Below are 15,881 nucleotides of genomic sequence, written 5' to 3'. Positions count from 1 at the left end.
CCGTTCAGACGCTCGGCACCCCTGCAGCCAGTTCGGCGAACGCCTCCGCGGCGGTCTCATAACGGGCCAGCGACGCCGACTGCCCCATCCACAGCGACTGCAGCTCTCCGTTGTTCTGCTGCCCGGCAGCGGTGCGGAAGCGGCCGGTGATCCAGTTCTGCGCCGGGAACGGGGCGATCGATCCGGCGGCCTCGATCTCGGCGACCACCCTGTTGCGTGCGCCACGGGCGAGCCGGCCGCTCATCGCGCGGGTGAGCATGGTGCCCTCCGCGGGCGTCGCCCGGATCGCCGCCCGATGCGCCTCGTTCGCGGCCGACTCCGCCGTGCCGAGGAAGGCGGTGCCGACCTGCACGCCCTGTGCGCCGAGCGCGAAGGCGGCGGCGACACCGCGCCGATCCGAGATCCCGCCGGCGGCGATCACGGGCACGTCGACCGCGTCGACGACCTGCGGCAGCAGCGAGAACAGCCCGACCAGCGATTCCTCGGCCGGCCGCAGGAACGACACCCGGTGTCCCCCGGCCTCGGCGCCCGTGGCGACGATCGCGTCCACCCCGACCTCGGCGAGGGCGCGCGCCTCGGCGACCGTGGTCGCGGTGCCGACGACGCGGATCCCGCGGCCGTGCGCGTCGTCGACGAGCGACGCCGAGGGCACGCCGAACACGACGCTGAGCACGGCGGGGGCCGTCTCGAGGATCGCGCCGAGCTGCTCGTCGAGCGAGGGCAGATACGCCTCGGGACGGGCCGGAACCTCGACGCCGACCTCGGCGAAGAACGGAGCGAGCGCCGCCGCATAGTCGTCGTGCTCGGCACCGGGCTCGACCTCGTCGCCCCGGGGCAGCCAGATGTTCACCGCGAACGGCCGGCGGGTGGCCGCCCTGATCCCCGCGATGGTCGTGCGGATCCGCTCGCTGTCGTAGCCGTACAGCCCGTACGCTCCGAGGCCTCCCGCGGCGCTGACCGCCGCGACGAGCGGGATCGAGCTGAGCCCGCCGAACGGCCCGAGCAGGATGGGCGTGCGGATGCCGAGGACGTCGGTCAGGGAGGTCATGCTCCCGAGGCTACGCCTGGCCGTGGGCGCCTCGGCGAGTGTGACGGCACGGCGGCTTCCCCTCCGCTCACTGGTCGCGAAGTGCGGTCATCCGGCCGCCAGAACCGCATTCTGCGACCAGCGAGCGGACGGCGGCGATCGTCGCCGACGGGTCGGTTCAGTCCGGCACCACCGAGATGGATCCGGTCAGCGGCGACGGCGGCTCCTCGTCGGGTCCGGCGCCGCGACGACGCCGCGCACCCGCCGTGACCCCGATGCTCGCGACCACGACCAGCGCGATCGCGGCGAGCCGCAGCGGCGACGCCTGCTGGCCGAGCACGAGCAGCCCGGCGATCGTCGCGAAGACCGGCTCCAGGCTGAGCAGGATCCCGAACACTCGCTGCGGCAGCCGGCGCAGGGCCGCCAGCTCGAGGATGTACGGGATGACCGACGCCAGCAGCGCGGTGAGCGCGGCGAGGCCCAGCACCCGCGGATCGCCGACCGCGGTGACGGCAGCCGGCACGCCGATCGGCAGCAGCAGTACGGCGGCCACGGCGAGCGCGACCGCCAGCCCCTCGGTCCCTGTGGTGAGCGCGCCGACGCGGGTGCTCATCCGGATGTACATGATCCAGAACCCCGCCGCGATCAGGGCGAACAGCACGCCCCAGGGGTCCAGCGCCTCCGCGCCGGTGAGCCCGTCGACCCCGAGCAGCGCCATGCCGACCAGGGCGATCCCCACCCAGATCGCGTCGGCCAGGCGGCGCGTGAGAAGGGCGGCCAGCACGAGCGGGCCGAGGAACTCGATCGCGACCGCGGGCCCGAGCGGGATGCGGTCGATCGCGGCGTAGTAGGTGCCGTTCATGGCGGCGATCGAGACGCCGAACAGGACTGCGGCAGTCCATTGCGCGCGGTTCCACCGGCCCAGGCGCGGGCGCGCGATGATCCACACCACGACCGCGGCGATGAGCACGCGCAGGCCGGTGACACCCCAGGATCCGAGGGCGGGGAAGATGGTCGTGGCGACAGCCGCGCCGAACGGCAGGGAGAGGCAGGATCCGACGACCAGCAGCACGCCGAGCGCAGGCTGCTGCCGCGGTTCCGGGGAGTTCACCTCTCAAGCCTGGCACGGTCCGGGCCCGCACCACGCCGCCGCACCCGCCGCACCCGCCGCACCCGCCGCACCCGCCGAGTCGCCCGTCACGCCGCCCGCGATCGCCCGCCCGCAACCGGGAGCGGCGCAGCGAGCCGGCTCTCAACGCGGAGTGAGCCCGACCCGCAGCGGCGCCCCCGGCGCAGCGGCCTGCACCAGGGCGGTGTCCACCGCGGCAAGCGGATGCACGACCCCCACGGCGTCGGCGAACGGGTGCGCGCGCCCGCGGCCCGCCATGAACGCAGCCGCGGCATGCAGCTCGGCACCGGTGTAGTTGTGCACCCCCGCCACCGTCACGAGCCCACGGACGATGCGCTCGGCGTCGAGCGGCACCGGGTCCGCGGGGAAGACGCTGCCCAGCAGCACCACGGCGCCTCCCACATCGACGGCGTCCAGCGCCGCCCCCACGGCGTGCCCCGAAGCCTCGATCACCAGATCGAACCCTTCCTCCGTGACATCGTCCGGGGCGAGCGCAGTGAGCGCGAACCGCTCGGCGAACGCGCGCCGAGCCGGATCCGGATCCGCGATCTGCACGCGGCCGCCCAGCTCCGCGGCGATCACCGCCGCGGTCAGCCCGACCATGCCCGCACCGAGCACCAGCACCCGCTCGCACGCGAGCACCTCCGCGTCCTCCCCCGCGGTGGGGGACGGATCCGGCAGCCGGCGTCCGCGCAGCGCAGCCCCGCGCGCGACGCCCGCCCAGGCGGTCGCCGTGGCGCACGAGACCGGTGCGAGCGCGGCGGCCGGCAGCGCCTCCGGCACGCGCACGATCCCGGTGCCCGCGCGCAGGTGCACGTGCCCGGCGAAGCCGCCGGTGAGCTCCCAGCGCGGTTCGATGCGCGCGTGCCCGTACTTCGCGAGATGGCGGCACTTCTGCGCGACCCCCGCGAGGCAGCGGTCGCAGTGCCCGCACGAGACGGTCACCGACCAGACCACGCGATCGCCGACGTGCAGTTCCCCGCCGTCGACCGCGCGTGCGCCCTCGTCACCGATCGCGATGATGCGGCCGACGCTCTCGTGCCCGAGCACGAGGGGCGTCGGCGCATGGCGGCGCCCCTGCACGGTGTGGAGGTCAGATCCGCAGATGGTCGACATCTCCACCGCGACCAGCACATCGTGCGGGGCCAGGGCGACGCCGGGCACGGCGAGCGCCTCATGCGGGAGGCCGACGCCGAGCCAGGCCATCGCGACGGCGGCAGGGCGCAGCGGTACGTCGTGCCGATGCACCTCTTCGGCGGGGCGGACCAGCGCCGCACGCATGTCAGCCGGCCGCGATCGGCGCGAGAGCCGGGACGAGCCCGCGCTCGGTGAGCGCCGCGAGCAGCGTGGTCACGTCGGGTAGCACCGCATCCGGTTCGGCGCTCTCCAGCGCCACGGCGTCGTGCGCTCCGCTCAGCACGCCGGCCACGAAGCCGGCGCCGGCACGCCGACCCGACTGCACGTCGCTGACGGTGTCGCCGGCGACCGCGACGGCCTGCACCGAGGAGACGCCCGCGCGCAGCAGCGCGGTGAGCACCAGGTCGGGCGCGGGGCGACCGCGGCCCGCGTCGACCGGGCTCAGCACGCCGTCGACGAGGTCGTGCCAGGCCAGCGCATCCAGGAGCGCATCGCGGGTGACCGGGGCGAACCCGGTCGTCAGCCAGACCTTCAGGCCGGCGGCGCGCAGCGCGCGGATGGCGTCGGCCGCACCGGGAATCGCGGTCGCGCCCTGCTCGGTCACGATCTCGGCGTAGGCGGCCTCGAACTGGGCCGTGGCGCGCTCGGCGGACTCCACGTCACCGTCGGCGAGGTGCGTGAACACGTCGATCTTGGACTGCCCCATGGTGTCGCGCACGTACTGCAGCGCCTCGTCCCAGCCGATCCGCGCGGCCACCCCGGTGCGCTCGGCAGCGCGCTGGAACGCCTGCTCCACGACGCCGTCATCGAGCACGGTGGTCCCTGCCATGTCGAGCACGACCAGTTCGATCGGGGTGTGCGGGTTCATGCGTTCTCCTCCTGTGCGATGCCGCCGACGATGGCGGTCGTTCCTGCGCCGCCGACGATGGCGGGGGTCTGGGTGCCGCCGAGGGCGGACGTGCCGACATTCGCGGATCCGGATCCGCCCCAGCCGAAGACGCGGGCGGTCTCGATCTCGGCGAGGCCGAGCCCCGTGGTCATGCCGATGCCGGTGGTCGCGGCGAGCGCGAGCACGCGCGGTGCGACCTCCTCGATGAGGAACTCCTCGGCCGCGGCGGCGTACACCCCCTGCCAGCGTTCGAGCACGCGCATGCCGCCGACGTCCAAGAGCTCGCGCGCCTCCGCGAGGAACGCGTCGAACGCGGCCTCGGGCTGGAACGGATCCGGCTGCACGGCTTTGTGGTGCGAGTCGCCGAGCAGCAGCGTCCCGTCGGGCAGCTGGGTGTACATCTGGTTCAGATCGAGCGCGGCCAGCTCCGGGCGCTCGGCGTGCAGACGCTCGCGCAGCCCCGCCGCCGAACCCAGACCGGCGAAGCGGCGGTACCGCACGAGCGACCAGCCGGTGAGCAGAGGCGCCTGCAGCGGCGACGGCAGATCGGCCGAGACGCGCATCATGTCCAGCGCGCAGCGGACCACACCCGCGCGCTCGGCGAGAGCAGGCAGCAGCTGGTCGACGTCGTGGTTCACGGCCACGACCACGTCGGCCGCCGCGATGTCGCCGCGGGTCGTGCGCACGAGCCCTGTCTGCACCGCGGTGACCGCGGTACGGAAGCGGAACTCGACGCCGAGAGCGGCCAGGTGCCGCACGATCGCACCGGCGGCCTCACGCGGGTTCACCTGCAGATCGCCGGGCACGAGCGCACCACCGCGCACGACCTCCGGGCGCACGGGGGCGAGCGCGGTCACCTCGGCGGGCGAGAGCACGCGGATCCCCGCGGCCTCGTCATCCTCCGCCCGGGCGGCCTCCTCCAGCAGCGCCAGCTCGTCCTGCGCACGCGCGACGACCAGCGTGCCGCTCTCCCGCGCCCAGAAGCCGGCGTCGGCCGCGAGGCGCAACCAGATGCTGCGCGACGCCTCACCGTAGACGCGGGCGGGTCCGTCCTGCGCGCCGATGCAGAGGTGGCCGAAGTTGCGGATCGTGGCACCCACCGGCCGGTCGGTGCGGTCCACGACCACGACGCGCAACCCGCGACGCACCGCGGCATACGCCGCGCCGAGGCCCACGATGCCGGATCCGACGATCGCGACGTCGAACCGATCGTCCGGCGTGACGGTCATCGCCTTCACATCCCTCATCGGAAGACCCTCCGCATCCACATCGCGAGCCCCTCGACCACGAGGACCGTGGCGAGGATCATCAGCACGATCGCCGTGACGACCTCGTAGCGCGAGCCCTGCCCGGCGTTCAGCAGGTAGTAGCCCACCCCGCCGCCGCCGACGATGCCGAGGATCGTCGCCGCGCGGATGTTCGTGTCGAGCATGTAGAAGCTGTGCCCGATGAGCGCGCGCGTGCCCTGCGGCACGGTCGCGGCGGCGTAGGTCTGCATCCGGGTCGCGCCGACCGCGCGGAGCGCGCGCTCGGGGCCGCGGTCGACCTCCTCGAACGAGTCGGCGACGAGCTTGCCGAGCAGGCCGATGCCACCGATCGCCAGCGCCACGATGCCCGCGGTCGGCCCGAGGCCGGTGACCACGATCAGCACGATCGCCAGGATGAGCTCGGGGATGCCGCGGATGCCGACGAGCAGGAACCGGGCGATGCCGCGCACGGTGCCGTTCGGAGCGACGTTGCGGGCGGCGAAGGAGCCGAGCAGCAGGGAGGGCAGCAGCGTCAGCACGGTGGCGGCGAGCGCGATCGCGATCGTGTCGCGCATGGCGCCGAGCATCACGGCCGTGTCGTAGTTGCCGAAGTCGGGCGGCCAGAACTTCGCTGCGGTCTCCGAGATCTTCGCCCACACCGTGATCAGGTCGCCCCACTGGATCTGGCACACGATCAGGCTGCCGATCACGATCGCGACGGCGACCCAGCCGGCGATGGCGTTGCGGCGGCGCTCGCGGGTCCAGGGGCGGCGCACGGCGGTCGCCGGTGACGCTGCCCAGGCGGGCTTGGCCGCAGTCGCGGTGGCCGCCCCGCTCCCGGCCTCCGCGCGGAGGCGCGGGTGCAGGATCCGGTCGATCCACGAACGCGTCTGCGCCGTCTCGCCGAGCATCGCGCCGCGCACGGCGCTGGAGACGATCTCCATGACGACGCAGAGCACGAAGATCACGAGCGCGATGCCCAGTCCGCGGCCGTAGTTGAGCGCCTTGAACGCGTACGACATCTCCAGGCCCAGGCCCGCGACGCCGACGTAACCGAGCACGACGCTGCCGCGCAGGTTGATGTCATTGCGGTGCAGCACGGTCGCGACCCAGCTGGGCAGCACCTGCGGCAGCACGCCCGCCGTGAACTGCTGCAGTTTCGTGCCTCCGGCGGCGCGGATCGCGAGGCGAGGGCCCTCGTCGATCTGCTCGATCGCGTCGGCGAACATCTTGGAGATCATCCCGATCGAGTGGATCCCGATCGCGAGGATGCCGGGCAGCGTGCCGAGCGAGAACATGAGCACGAAGGCCATCGCCAGCACCACGTCGGGGATCGAGCGCGTGAGCACGCCGATGAACCGGGCGATGCCGCGCCAGACGGGGCCGGGAGTGGTGTTCGAGGCGGCGAGATAGGCGATCGGCACCGAGAGCGCCGCGGCGACGAGCGTGCCGACCAGCACCAGGCCCACCGTGAGAGCGATCAGCCAGAGCAGGTCGAGCGGTGCGGGGAACGTCAGGGCCCCCACACGGGTCATGAAGCGCTGCGCATTCCCCCAGCTCGACAAGACGCCGGCGAGGGAGAAGCCGCTCTGCACCAGCGAGGCGATGCCGAGCCCGACCAGCACGATGAGTGTGAGCGCCGCCGCGATGCGCTCCGGCGACACCGGACGCTTCGGCGCGCGCGCCAGCAGGCCGCCGACATAGCCCTCGCGACGAGGGGCTGCGACTGCGGTCACGAGCGCGCTCCGGAAGGCGCAGCGGGCGTCGCGATCCCCTGCTCGATGAGCTCGGTGGTCACCGCGGTGAGGTCGGCGGTGGTCGTGGCGACCCGGCCGTAGATCTCCATGACCTCGGCCTTGCTGAGACCGTTGGTCGAGGTGTTCAGCACGACTTCGCCATGACGGAGGCCCACGATGCGGTCGGCCCAGCTGATCGCGAGGTCGACCTGGTGCAGGCTGCACACCACGGTGAGGCCCTGGTCGGCGGCGATCTCGCGGATGAGCGCCATGACCTGGTCGCTGGACTCGGGATCGAGCGAGGCGACCGGCTCGTCGGCGAGCAGGATCTCGGGACGCTGCATGAGGGCGCGAGCGATGGCCACACGCTGCTGCTGGCCGCCGGAGAGGGTATCGCTGCGCTGGTAGGCCCGATCGAGCAGTCCCACGCGCTCGAGGTGGCCGAGCGCCCGCAGCTTCGCGTCCTTGGAGTAGCCCCAGAGTCCCAGCCGCGGGCCGCGCACGGACGAGAGCGAGCCGGTCAGCACGTTCTCCAGCACCGTCAGCGACGGCACCAGCTCGAACTGCTGGAAGATGAAGCCCACCCGGCTGCGCAGGCTCCGCAGCGCCTTGCCCTTGAGCGCGGGCACGGAGGATCCGAGCACCTCGACGGTGCCGGACGTCGGAGTCTCCAGGCCGTCGAGGTGCCGCAGCAGCGTCGACTTGCCGGATCCGGAGAGCCCGAGGAGCACGACGATCTCGCCGCGCGCGACCTCGAGGTCCGCACCCTTGAGGGCGGTGGTGGCGCCGAACTGCTTCGTGACGCCGGCGATGCGGATGACCGGCTCGGACGAGGCGGGGGTGCTCATGATGTTGCGCTCCTGGTTCGGGGTAGGCAGGAGGGCCGCCGGACGAAGCCGGCGGCCCGGGAAGGGATCCTCAGATCACTTCTTGCACTGGTCGGCCTTCGTCTTCTCGCAGATGTCACGGATGATGTCGTAGTACTTGTCGTCGACCGGCTTGGTGGCGTAGAAGGTCGCCTTGAACGCGTCGCTGTCCGCGCCCTTGATCCCGACCTTCACGATGTCGTCGATCGTGATCTCCTTGAGGGCGGTCACGACCTTGTCGGCGGTCTCCTTCGGCAGGGCCGAGTTGTAGACCAGCGGGGCGCCGGGGACCATCGTCTTGTCGACGACGGTGACCTTGTCGCTCTTGGCGACCTCGGAGTCCTCGGCGAAGCCCGCCTCGCACTCGGTGCCCTCGCCGACCTTCTGCACGCTGACGTCGTGCTTTCCGGCGAAGACCGGGGAGACGCCCGTCTTCGGGTCGATGCCGTCCTTGAGCAGGTTGTAGCTCGGGAACAGGTAGCCCGAGGTCGAGGACGGATCGACGAAGCAGACCTTCTTGCCCTTGAAGTCCTTGATCGAGGTGATCGAGGATCCCTTCGGCACGATCGCCTCGGAGTAGTAGCCCGGCTCCTGGCCCTGCTTGGTGACGATCGAGGAGATCGGGGTCAGCTTGGCGCCCGCGTTGGTGGCGGTGATGTAGGTGAAGCCAGAGAAGGATGCGACGTCGACCTTGCCGGCGACGGCGGCCTCGATGAGCGCGGCGTAGTCGGTCGACTCGTGGTACTCGACCTTCTTGCCGGTCTCCTTGGCGATGTAGTCCATGAGCGGCTGGTAGTTGGTCTGCGTGTCGACCGAGTCGGGCACGACACCGAAGACGAGGGTGTTCGCGTCGACGGCGTAGCCGCCGTTCGCGGCGGCGGGCGCATCGGTGCCCGTGGCGGCGCCGGCGGTGCCGGAACACGCGGCAAGACCGAGAGCGAGCACGGCGGCGCCGGCCGCGACGGTGAGAGCGCGAAGCTTCATGAGGACCTTTCGGGTTCAGGTGCGGAGGGAATCCTCGAAGACTCTCTCAAGGCCGCGGCCGAGATGTATACCTACCTCGGCACTGTTCGCCGACTGTTCACCCGCGATTCGCTTGAGTGAACTCCACAGGAACAGGGGCGCGCCCGGCCGGCGCGACGAAGTAGTATGCCTACGTGCCTGAAGTTGTCTACACCCAGATCGCCGACGATCTGCGCGCCCGGATCGCGTCCGGTGCGCTGCGCCCCGGCGATGCCGTGCCGACCGAGGCCGAGCTCGCCGAGCGCTGGAGCACGTCGCGCGGCCCGATCCGCAACGCTCTCGCCGCTCTCCGCGCGGAGGGGCTCATCGAAACCGCCCGAGGAAGGCCCGCGCGCGTCGTGGAGCGCAAGGCGACGCAGGCCGTCGACGTGTCCGTGCCGTTCACGCGCTGGGCCCGCGATCTGGGCGCCCGGCCCGGAGCCCGCACCCAGGAGCTGAGTCTGCGGAGGGCGGGAACCGAGAAGGGCCAGGCCCTCGGCGTGGACCCCGGCGACACGATCGTGAGCGTCGTGCGGCTCCGTTTCCTCGACGACCGCCCCACGATGCTCGAGCGACTGTTCTACACCGAGGAGGTCGGCCGCCTGCTTTTCAGCGTCGACACCGATGCGATCTCGATCACGGAGTTCCTGGGTTCGCAGGGCCACCCGATCGTGGGCCTCCAGCACGAGATCGACGCCGTCGCCGCCGACGAACAGGACGCGGCGCTGCTCGAGGTGCCGCAGGGCACTCCGATCCTGCGCCTCAGCCGCACCTCGCGCGATGCGGAAGGCCGCATCTTCGAGGCCAGCGAGGACCGTTACCTCTCCAGCATCGTACGGTTCACGGTCTCCGGATCCGGCATCTCCCCCGACGGCCAGTATCTCCGCGCGGTGGGTGGCTGAGCGCGTCGCCGACGGTCGAGACCGCGCGGCCTCACACGGCGAGCAGCGCGATCCCGGCGACGACGACGGCCGAGGCGCCGACCCGCCAACCCGGGCGTCCTTCGCGCAGCACGAACGCGCCGAACAGGCTCACCAGCACCACGCTCACCTCGCGCAGCGGTGCGACGAGGGCGACAGGGGCGATCCTGATCGCGTGGAGCACGAGGATGTAGGACAGCGGCGAGAGGATCCCGAAGGCCAGGATCCGGCGCCACTCCCTGCGCCCGAAGGCGGCGAGCGCCGCCCAGCGCCCGCGCACCGCCACCGTGTAGAACGGGATCTGCACGAGGGTGGTGCCGACCATGAAGGTCACCGGGTTCAGCGCCAGAGAGCGCACGACGAAGGCGTCCCAGATCGTGTAGACCGCGATCGCGACTCCGGTGAGCAGGCCGAACAGCAGCCCGGGATCGATCCGGCGGCGAGCCAAACGCACGCCCGAGTTCTCGAAGTCGGCCGATCCCGCCCGATCCACGAAGCCGATCGCGACGATCCCTGCGATGACCACGGCGACGCCGACCAGCGCGATCGGCGCGGGCCGCTCGCCGAACAGCACCATCGCGATGATGACCGACAGGAACGGCCCCGTCCCGCGCGCCGTGGCATAGACCGTCGAAAGGTTGCCGACGCGGTAGCCGTGCTGCAGCACGACCATGTAGGCCACATGCAGCACGCTCGACACGAGTACGCCCCGCACGAACCCGCCGAGATCCCCCGTGCCGATGCCGCCGGTGAGCGGCACGGCGCCGAGCCAGACGAGGGTGCTGGAGACCGCGCCCCACCACAGGAACGGGTAGCCGGCGCGGCTCACGCCGTGGGCGAGCACGTTCCAACTCGCGTGCGCGACAGCCGCGGAGAATACGAGGACGAATGCGAGAAGAGACATGGGGGAACCTTCGGTCCGGCGCGGGCGCGACGGACGTGGTTCCTCCAGGCTTTTGTCCGTTCAGATGACGCCAGGCCCACGAAAGCCCGACGTGGCGCCGCTCGGACCAGTCGGGCGGACCCCGGAACCCTAGGCGCTGTCGAGATCAGCCTAGCCGCGCCGGAGGCACCGGTCACAGACGCTTCCGAACCGCCGGTGAAATACTGAACAGGTTCCACGACAAGGAGGTCGCCCTGTGCCGGACACGAGGACCGAGAACGAGCGCGCGCTCGAAGAGGGCATCGTCACCGATCTGAAGGATCGGATGACCTACGGGTCCTACCTCGACCTGGATCGCCTTCTCGGCGCGCAGCACCCGGTCAGCGTGCCCCAGCACCATGACGAGATGCTGTTCATCATCCAGCATCAGACCACCGAGCTGTGGCTGAAGCTCGTGCTGCACGAGCTCGGCACCGCGCGCGACCGGCTCGCCGAGGACGACCTGCGCTCGGCTCTCAAGCACATGGCGCGGGTGAAGCACATCCAAGAGGTGCTCACCCAGCAGTGGTCGGTGCTCGCGACGCTCACGCCCACCGAGTACGCGCAGTTCCGCGGCGACCTCGGCAACTCCTCGGGGTTCCAGTCCGTGCAGTACCGCGCCGTCGAGTTCGCGCTCGGCAACAAGAACGAGCGGATGCTGAGCGTGTTCCGCTCCCACCCCGAGAACCTCGCGATGCTCACCGCGGAGTTCGAGCGACCGACTCTGTACGACGAGTTCCTGCGGTTCGCCGCGCGCCGCGGCCTGCCGATCCCCACGGAGATCCTCGATCGCGACGTGCGCCAGCCGTACCGCATGCACGATTCGCTGGTGCCGGTGCTCACCGAGATCTACGAGAACCCGCACGATCACTGGGATCTGTACGAGGCGTGCGAAGAGCTCGTCGATGTCGAGGACAACTTCCAGTTCTGGCGCTTCCGGCACTTGCGCACGGTGACCCGCACGATCGGACGCAAGGTCGGCACGGGCGGGTCCAGCGGCGTCGACTTCCTGCAGCGCGCCCTCGATCTGACGTTCTTCCCCGAGCTGTACGCGGTGCGCACAGAGATCAGGCAGCCGTGACCGAGGGCTCCTACATCGGCGGTTTCACCGACCACCACGTGCACCTGCAACTGGCCGATCACGAACGCCTCAGGGGCGGTCTGCTCGGCCGGGTGCTGGATCTCGGATCCGCTCCCGCGACGATCGCGTCGATCGCCGCCGATCCGCCGGGCGTCGCGGTCTCCTTCGCCGGAGCGTTCCTGACCCCGGTCGGCGGGTACCCCTCCGACCGGAGCTGGGCGCCGGAGGGATCCTTCCGCGAGATCGCCGACACCGACGCGGCCGAAGCCGCCGTCGTCGAGATGAAGGCGGCCGGAGCCTCCGTCATCAAGGTCGCCAGCAACAGCACGGCCGGCCCCGTCTTCGGCGATGACCTGCTCCAGACGATCGTGCGCATCGCCGATCGTCACGGCCTGCCGGTGGTCGCGCATGCCGAGGGCCCCGGCGAGGCGCAGCGCATGCCGCGGCTCGGCGTCAGAGCCCTCGCGCACACCCCGTTCACCGAGAGACTGAGCAACGCCGAGGTGTCCGCCCAGGCCGGCCGGATCGCGTGGATCTCCACACTCGCGATCCACGAGGGCGAGGCCCGCGCGATCGCCCTGGACAACCTGCGCCGCTTCCACGCGCACGGGGGCACGGTGCGCTACGGGACCGATCTCGGCAACGGCGATCAGCCGGTCGGCCTGAACCCCGCCGAGGTCGAGGCGCTGCGCGAGGCCGGCGTGCGCGGGGCTGCACTGATCCGCGCGCTCGTCCCGGTCGCGGCGACCACGGAACGCCGGTTCCTGCTTCCCGCCCGCGACGCGGATCCGTTCGGTCTCGAGCCCGTGCCGCACCCGCACGGGGCGGCGCGCCCGCACGGGCGCCCCCACGCGTACGGACCTACGCGGTCCGAGCATCTGACATCGCCTGAGGGCGCCCGATAGGCGCCCAGCCCGCGCTTCGGGCGACGCCGCAGGCGTGGGTCAGACCGCCCCCAGGTCGATGCCGGCCGCGGCCGGCTCCGCGTAGGCGACTTCGCGCCACACGTCGCCGACGCGCTCGAAGGACGTGACGCTCGACAGCGCGCACCGGCGTGTGCGCGGGTCGTGCCGCAACGGCAGACCCGCGACTGACAGGTGCGTGATCCAGATCGGCGCCTGATGCGAGACGAACGCCACGTCGCCGTCCGGGGCCTCGTGCCACGCCTCGTCCATGGCGGCGCGCATCCGTGCGGCCACGGCGACGTACGGCTCGCCCCAGCTCGGCACGGAGGGTCGGCGCAGATGCCGCCAGTTCCAGGGGTTCATCAGGGCGCGGCGCATCTGCGTGCCCTCGAACACGTTCCAGGGCTCGATGATGCGCTCATCGAGCCCTGGAACCAGTCCGAAACGGGCGGTGAACGGCTCGGCCGACTCCTGCGTGCGCTCGAGCGGTGAGCACCGCAGCGCGGTCACAGGACGGTCCATCGCCGCGACGTGGTCGGCGGCGGCCTGGGCCATCCGCCGACCCGCCTCGCTGAGGTGATAGCCGGGCAGTCGCCCGTACAGCACGTGCGCAGGGTTGAAGACCTCGCCGTGCCGGACGAGGTGCAGACGTTCCGCGGGCATCAGCTCGGATGACGTCCGCTCAGGCGCGGCGGTACTGAGCCGAACCGAACCCGATGATGAAGTATCCGATGAACGAGAACAGCCAGAGCAGGAAGAACGAGAACACGCCGCTCTTGCCGAAGTTCTTGCCGAGTTTGATCGCCACGATGATCGACATCACGATGTTCACGATCGGGATCAGGTAGAGCAGCACGAACCAGCCGCTCAGGCCCGCGATCTTGATGAGGAAGATCAGGTTGACGATCGGGATGATCGCGAGCCAGCCGGGGTGACCGGCCTTGGTGAAGACCTTCCACAGCGCGATCACGACGATCACGTAGAAGATCAGCGAGACCGTGATGTTCGCGCCGGAGAACAGCGCGGCGTAGATGTTGCCCGCGGCGTCGGTCGGGTCTTCGGTGGGGAGGATGTGCATGTGTAGCGCCTTCCAGGGTCGATTCGATGGGTGGTGCCTGCCGCGAGTCTAGTGATGCGCTCGTCCTCCCCACGAGGGATTCCTCGCGTCCCCGTAGAATGGCGGGGTTCCCTTTTCCCTAGTTGGAGGCGTATTCCGTGCTTCGCACCCACACGGCAGGCTCACTGCGAGCCGAGCACATCGGTCAGACCGTCACCCTTGCGGGGTGGGTCGATCGCCGTCGTGATCACGGAGGAGTGGCCTTCATCGATCTTCGGGATGGATCCGGGATCGCCCAGATCGTGATCCGCGACGAGGAGATCGCGCACCCGCTGCGCAGCGAGTTCGTGCTGCAGGTGACCGGCGAGGTGTCGCGCCGCCCGGCCGGAAACGAGAACCCGAACCTGCCCTCGGGCGAGATCGAGATCGTGGCGCAGGACGTCGTCGTGCTGAACGAATCGGCCCCGCTGCCGTTCCAGGTCTCCACGGGCCTCGCCGAGACCGACCCGGTCGGCGAGGACGTGCGCTTCAAGCACCGCTACCTCGACCTGCGCCGCCCCGCCGCGATCGCGCCGCTGCAGCTGCGCTCGAAGGTCTACAAGGCCCTGCGCGACGTGCTGCACGAGCGTGACTTCGTCGAGGTGGAGACACCGACGCTGACCCGCTCCACCCCGGAGGGCGCCCGCGACTTCGTCGTGCCCGCACGCCTGCACCCGGGCAGCTGGTACGCCCTGCCGCAGAGCCCGCAGCTGTTCAAGCAGCTGCTCATGGTCGGCGGCGTTGAGAAGTACTTCCAGATCGCGCGCTGCTACCGCGACGAGGACTTCCGCGCCGACCGGCAGCCCGAGTTCACCCAGCTCGACATCGAGATGTCCTTCGTCGACCAGGAGGACGTCATCGAGATGATGGAGGCCGTCATCCGCGCGATGTGGGCCACCATCGGTGTCGAGGTGCAGACCCCGCTGCCGCGGATGACCTACGCCGACGCGATGGCGAAGTACGGGTCCGACAAGCCCGACCTGCGCTTCGGACTCGAACTCGTCGAGGCGACCGAATACTTCTCCGAGACGACTTTCCGCGTGTTCCAGGCCGACTACGTCGGCGCGGTCGTGATGCCCGGCGGCGCCTCGCAGCCCCGCAAGGTGCTCGACGCCTGGCAGGACTGGGCCAAGCAGCGCGGCGCCCGCGGCCTCGCCTACGTCCTGTTCAACGAGGACGGCACCCTGGGCGGCCCGGTCGCGAAGAACCTGAGCGAGGCCGAGCAGGCTGGTCTCGCGGAGTTCGTGGGCGCGAAGCCCGGCGACTGCGCGTTCTTCGCCGCCGGTTCGGTCAAGGACTCCCGTGCCCTCCTCGGCGCCGCACGCGTCGAGATCGGCCGCCGCCTGGGTCTGCTGGACCCTGACGTTTTCGCCTTCACCTGGGTCGTCGACGCGCCGATGTTCGAGCCGGCCGCCGACGCGGTCGCCTCAGGCGACGTCGCCGTGGGTGCCGGCGCCTGGACCGCCGTGCACCACGCCTTCACCGGGCCGAAGCCGGAGTTCGAGGCCACCTTCGACACCGACCCCGGATCCGCTCTCGCCTACGCGTACGACATCGTCTGCAACGGCTCCGAGCTCGGTGGAGGATCCATCCGCATCCACCGCGAGGACATCCAGAAGCGCGTCTTCGAGGTCATGGGCCTCGCCGACGACGTCGCGCAGGAGCAGTTCGGCTTCCTGCTCGACGCGTTCAAGTTCGGCGCTCCGCCGCACGGCGGCATCGCCCTCGGAATGGACCGCGTGCTGCAGCACCTCTCGAAGACCGAGTCGATCCGCGAGGTCATCGCGTTCCCGAAGACCGGCAACGGCTTCGACCCGCTGACCGCAGCCCCGGCGCCGATCACCCCGGAGCAGCGCAAGGAGGCCGGCGTCGACGCCGTGGCCGAGCCGGTCGACGCACCGGCGCTCGCGGAGGCCTGAGCCGA

General features: G+C 71.2%; 15 protein-coding genes. 4 read left to right on the top strand and 11 right to left on the bottom strand.

The annotated features are described in order from the left end of the window. Positions 1–4: 4 nt before the first annotated feature. From AB4078_RS01400 to AB4078_RS01365, 8 genes are all read right to left on the bottom strand, one after another. Positions 5–1,048: an NAD(P)H-dependent flavin oxidoreductase gene (locus AB4078_RS01400; RefSeq protein WP_441975680.1), complete on the bottom strand. Its 1,044-nt coding sequence runs from the start codon at positions 1,046–1,048 to the stop codon at positions 5–7. 157 nt (positions 1,049–1,205) lie between these two features. Then, positions 1,206–2,138 (bottom strand): EamA family transporter, encoded by a 933-nt coding sequence (locus AB4078_RS01395; protein ID WP_441975679.1) that lies wholly within the window; start codon positions 2,136–2,138, stop codon positions 1,206–1,208. 141 nt (positions 2,139–2,279) lie between these two features. Further along, entirely contained in the window at positions 2,280–3,437 is a 1,158-nt protein-coding gene (locus AB4078_RS01390; protein WP_441975678.1) for an alcohol dehydrogenase catalytic domain-containing protein, read from the bottom strand. Position 3,438: 1 nt separating this feature from the next. Next, on the bottom strand, positions 3,439–4,161 hold the full coding sequence (locus AB4078_RS01385) for an HAD-IA family hydrolase (RefSeq protein ID WP_441975677.1): 723 nt from the start codon (positions 4,159–4,161) through the stop codon (positions 3,439–3,441). Further along, on the bottom strand, positions 4,158–5,429 hold the full coding sequence (locus tag AB4078_RS01380) for a TIGR03364 family FAD-dependent oxidoreductase (protein ID WP_441975676.1): 1,272 nt from the start codon (positions 5,427–5,429) through the stop codon (positions 4,158–4,160). Before AB4078_RS01380 ends, AB4078_RS01385 begins: the two co-directional genes overlap by 4 nt. Then, positions 5,426–7,165: a phosphonate ABC transporter, permease protein PhnE gene (gene phnE / locus AB4078_RS01375; protein WP_441975675.1), complete on the bottom strand. Its 1,740-nt coding sequence runs from the start codon at positions 7,163–7,165 to the stop codon at positions 5,426–5,428. The genes AB4078_RS01380 and phnE overlap by 4 nt, the downstream gene beginning before the upstream one ends. Then, positions 7,162–8,013, bottom strand: a complete 852-nt coding sequence (gene phnC, locus AB4078_RS01370) for a phosphonate ABC transporter ATP-binding protein (protein WP_441975674.1) — start codon at positions 8,011–8,013, stop codon at positions 7,162–7,164. Before phnC ends, phnE begins: the two co-directional genes overlap by 4 nt. Before the next feature lie 75 nt (positions 8,014–8,088). Beyond that, entirely contained in the window at positions 8,089–9,015 is a 927-nt protein-coding gene (locus tag AB4078_RS01365; RefSeq protein WP_441975673.1) for a phosphate/phosphite/phosphonate ABC transporter substrate-binding protein, read from the bottom strand. A gap of 173 nt (positions 9,016–9,188) precedes the next feature. Between AB4078_RS01365 and AB4078_RS01360 the strand changes: the two genes are divergently transcribed. After that, complete coding sequence (locus tag AB4078_RS01360; RefSeq protein WP_441975672.1) at positions 9,189–9,935, top strand: GntR family transcriptional regulator; 747 nt, start codon at positions 9,189–9,191, stop codon at positions 9,933–9,935. A gap of 31 nt (positions 9,936–9,966) precedes the next feature. On the opposite strand, the gene AB4078_RS01355 is transcribed toward AB4078_RS01360, so the two are convergent. After that, complete coding sequence (locus AB4078_RS01355) at positions 9,967–10,857, bottom strand: EamA family transporter (protein ID WP_441975671.1); 891 nt, start codon at positions 10,855–10,857, stop codon at positions 9,967–9,969. A 235-nt stretch (positions 10,858–11,092) separates the two neighbouring features. Here AB4078_RS01355 and kynA point away from each other — a divergent pair, with 235 nt between their 5' ends. Together kynA and AB4078_RS01345 are read left to right on the top strand one after the other, a co-directional pair. Beyond that, complete coding sequence (gene kynA, locus AB4078_RS01350; RefSeq protein WP_441975670.1) at positions 11,093–11,956, top strand: tryptophan 2,3-dioxygenase; 864 nt, start codon at positions 11,093–11,095, stop codon at positions 11,954–11,956. Continuing rightward, positions 11,953–12,861, top strand: coding sequence for a hydrolase (locus AB4078_RS01345; protein ID WP_441975669.1), 909 nt, complete (start codon positions 11,953–11,955; stop codon positions 12,859–12,861). The genes kynA and AB4078_RS01345 overlap by 4 nt, the downstream gene beginning before the upstream one ends. 39 nt (positions 12,862–12,900) lie before the next feature. Here the strand turns inward: AB4078_RS01345 and AB4078_RS01340 are convergent, their stop codons facing one another. Both AB4078_RS01340 and AB4078_RS01335 read right to left on the bottom strand, forming a co-directional pair. Then, positions 12,901–13,524 (bottom strand): histidine phosphatase family protein, encoded by a 624-nt coding sequence (locus AB4078_RS01340; protein ID WP_441975668.1) that lies wholly within the window; start codon positions 13,522–13,524, stop codon positions 12,901–12,903. Positions 13,525–13,543: 19 nt separating this feature from the next. Beyond that, complete coding sequence (locus tag AB4078_RS01335) at positions 13,544–13,939, bottom strand: DUF5684 domain-containing protein (RefSeq protein WP_440734904.1); 396 nt, start codon at positions 13,937–13,939, stop codon at positions 13,544–13,546. Positions 13,940–14,076: 137 nt separating this feature from the next. Here AB4078_RS01335 and aspS point away from each other — a divergent pair, with 137 nt between their 5' ends. After that, positions 14,077–15,876 (top strand): aspartate--tRNA ligase, encoded by a 1,800-nt coding sequence (aspS, locus tag AB4078_RS01330; protein WP_441975667.1) that lies wholly within the window; start codon positions 14,077–14,079, stop codon positions 15,874–15,876. The last annotated feature ends 5 nt before the right edge of the window (positions 15,877–15,881 follow it).

Origin of the sequence: Microbacterium sp. 2MCAF23 (genome assembly GCF_052115565.1) — a bacterium.
GTDB lineage: Bacteria > Actinomycetota > Actinomycetes > Actinomycetales > Microbacteriaceae > Microbacterium.
This window is presented reverse-complemented; position numbering and strand designations above follow the sequence as displayed.

Coding starts and splice junctions, on each gene's coding strand:
- AB4078_RS01400 (WP_441975680.1), bottom strand. CDS start 1,048: ATGACCTCCCTGACCGACGTCCTCGGCATCCGCACGCCCATCCTGCTC.
- AB4078_RS01390 (WP_441975678.1), bottom strand. CDS start 3,437: ATGCGTGCGGCGCTGGTCCGCCCCGCCGAAGAGGTGCATCGGCACGAC.
- AB4078_RS01385 (WP_441975677.1), bottom strand. CDS start 4,161: ATGAACCCGCACACCCCGATCGAACTGGTCGTGCTCGACATGGCAGGG.
- AB4078_RS01380 (WP_441975676.1), bottom strand. CDS start 5,429: ATGAGGGATGTGAAGGCGATGACCGTCACGCCGGACGATCGGTTCGAC.
- phnC (WP_441975674.1), bottom strand. CDS start 8,013: ATGAGCACCCCCGCCTCGTCCGAGCCGGTCATCCGCATCGCCGGCGTC.
- AB4078_RS01365 (WP_441975673.1), bottom strand. CDS start 9,015: ATGAAGCTTCGCGCTCTCACCGTCGCGGCCGGCGCCGCCGTGCTCGCT.
- AB4078_RS01355 (WP_441975671.1), bottom strand. CDS start 10,857: ATGTCTCTTCTCGCATTCGTCCTCGTATTCTCCGCGGCTGTCGCGCAC.
- AB4078_RS01340 (WP_441975668.1), bottom strand. CDS start 13,524: ATGCCCGCGGAACGTCTGCACCTCGTCCGGCACGGCGAGGTCTTCAAC.
- AB4078_RS01335 (WP_440734904.1), bottom strand. CDS start 13,939: ATGCACATCCTCCCCACCGAAGACCCGACCGACGCCGCGGGCAACATC.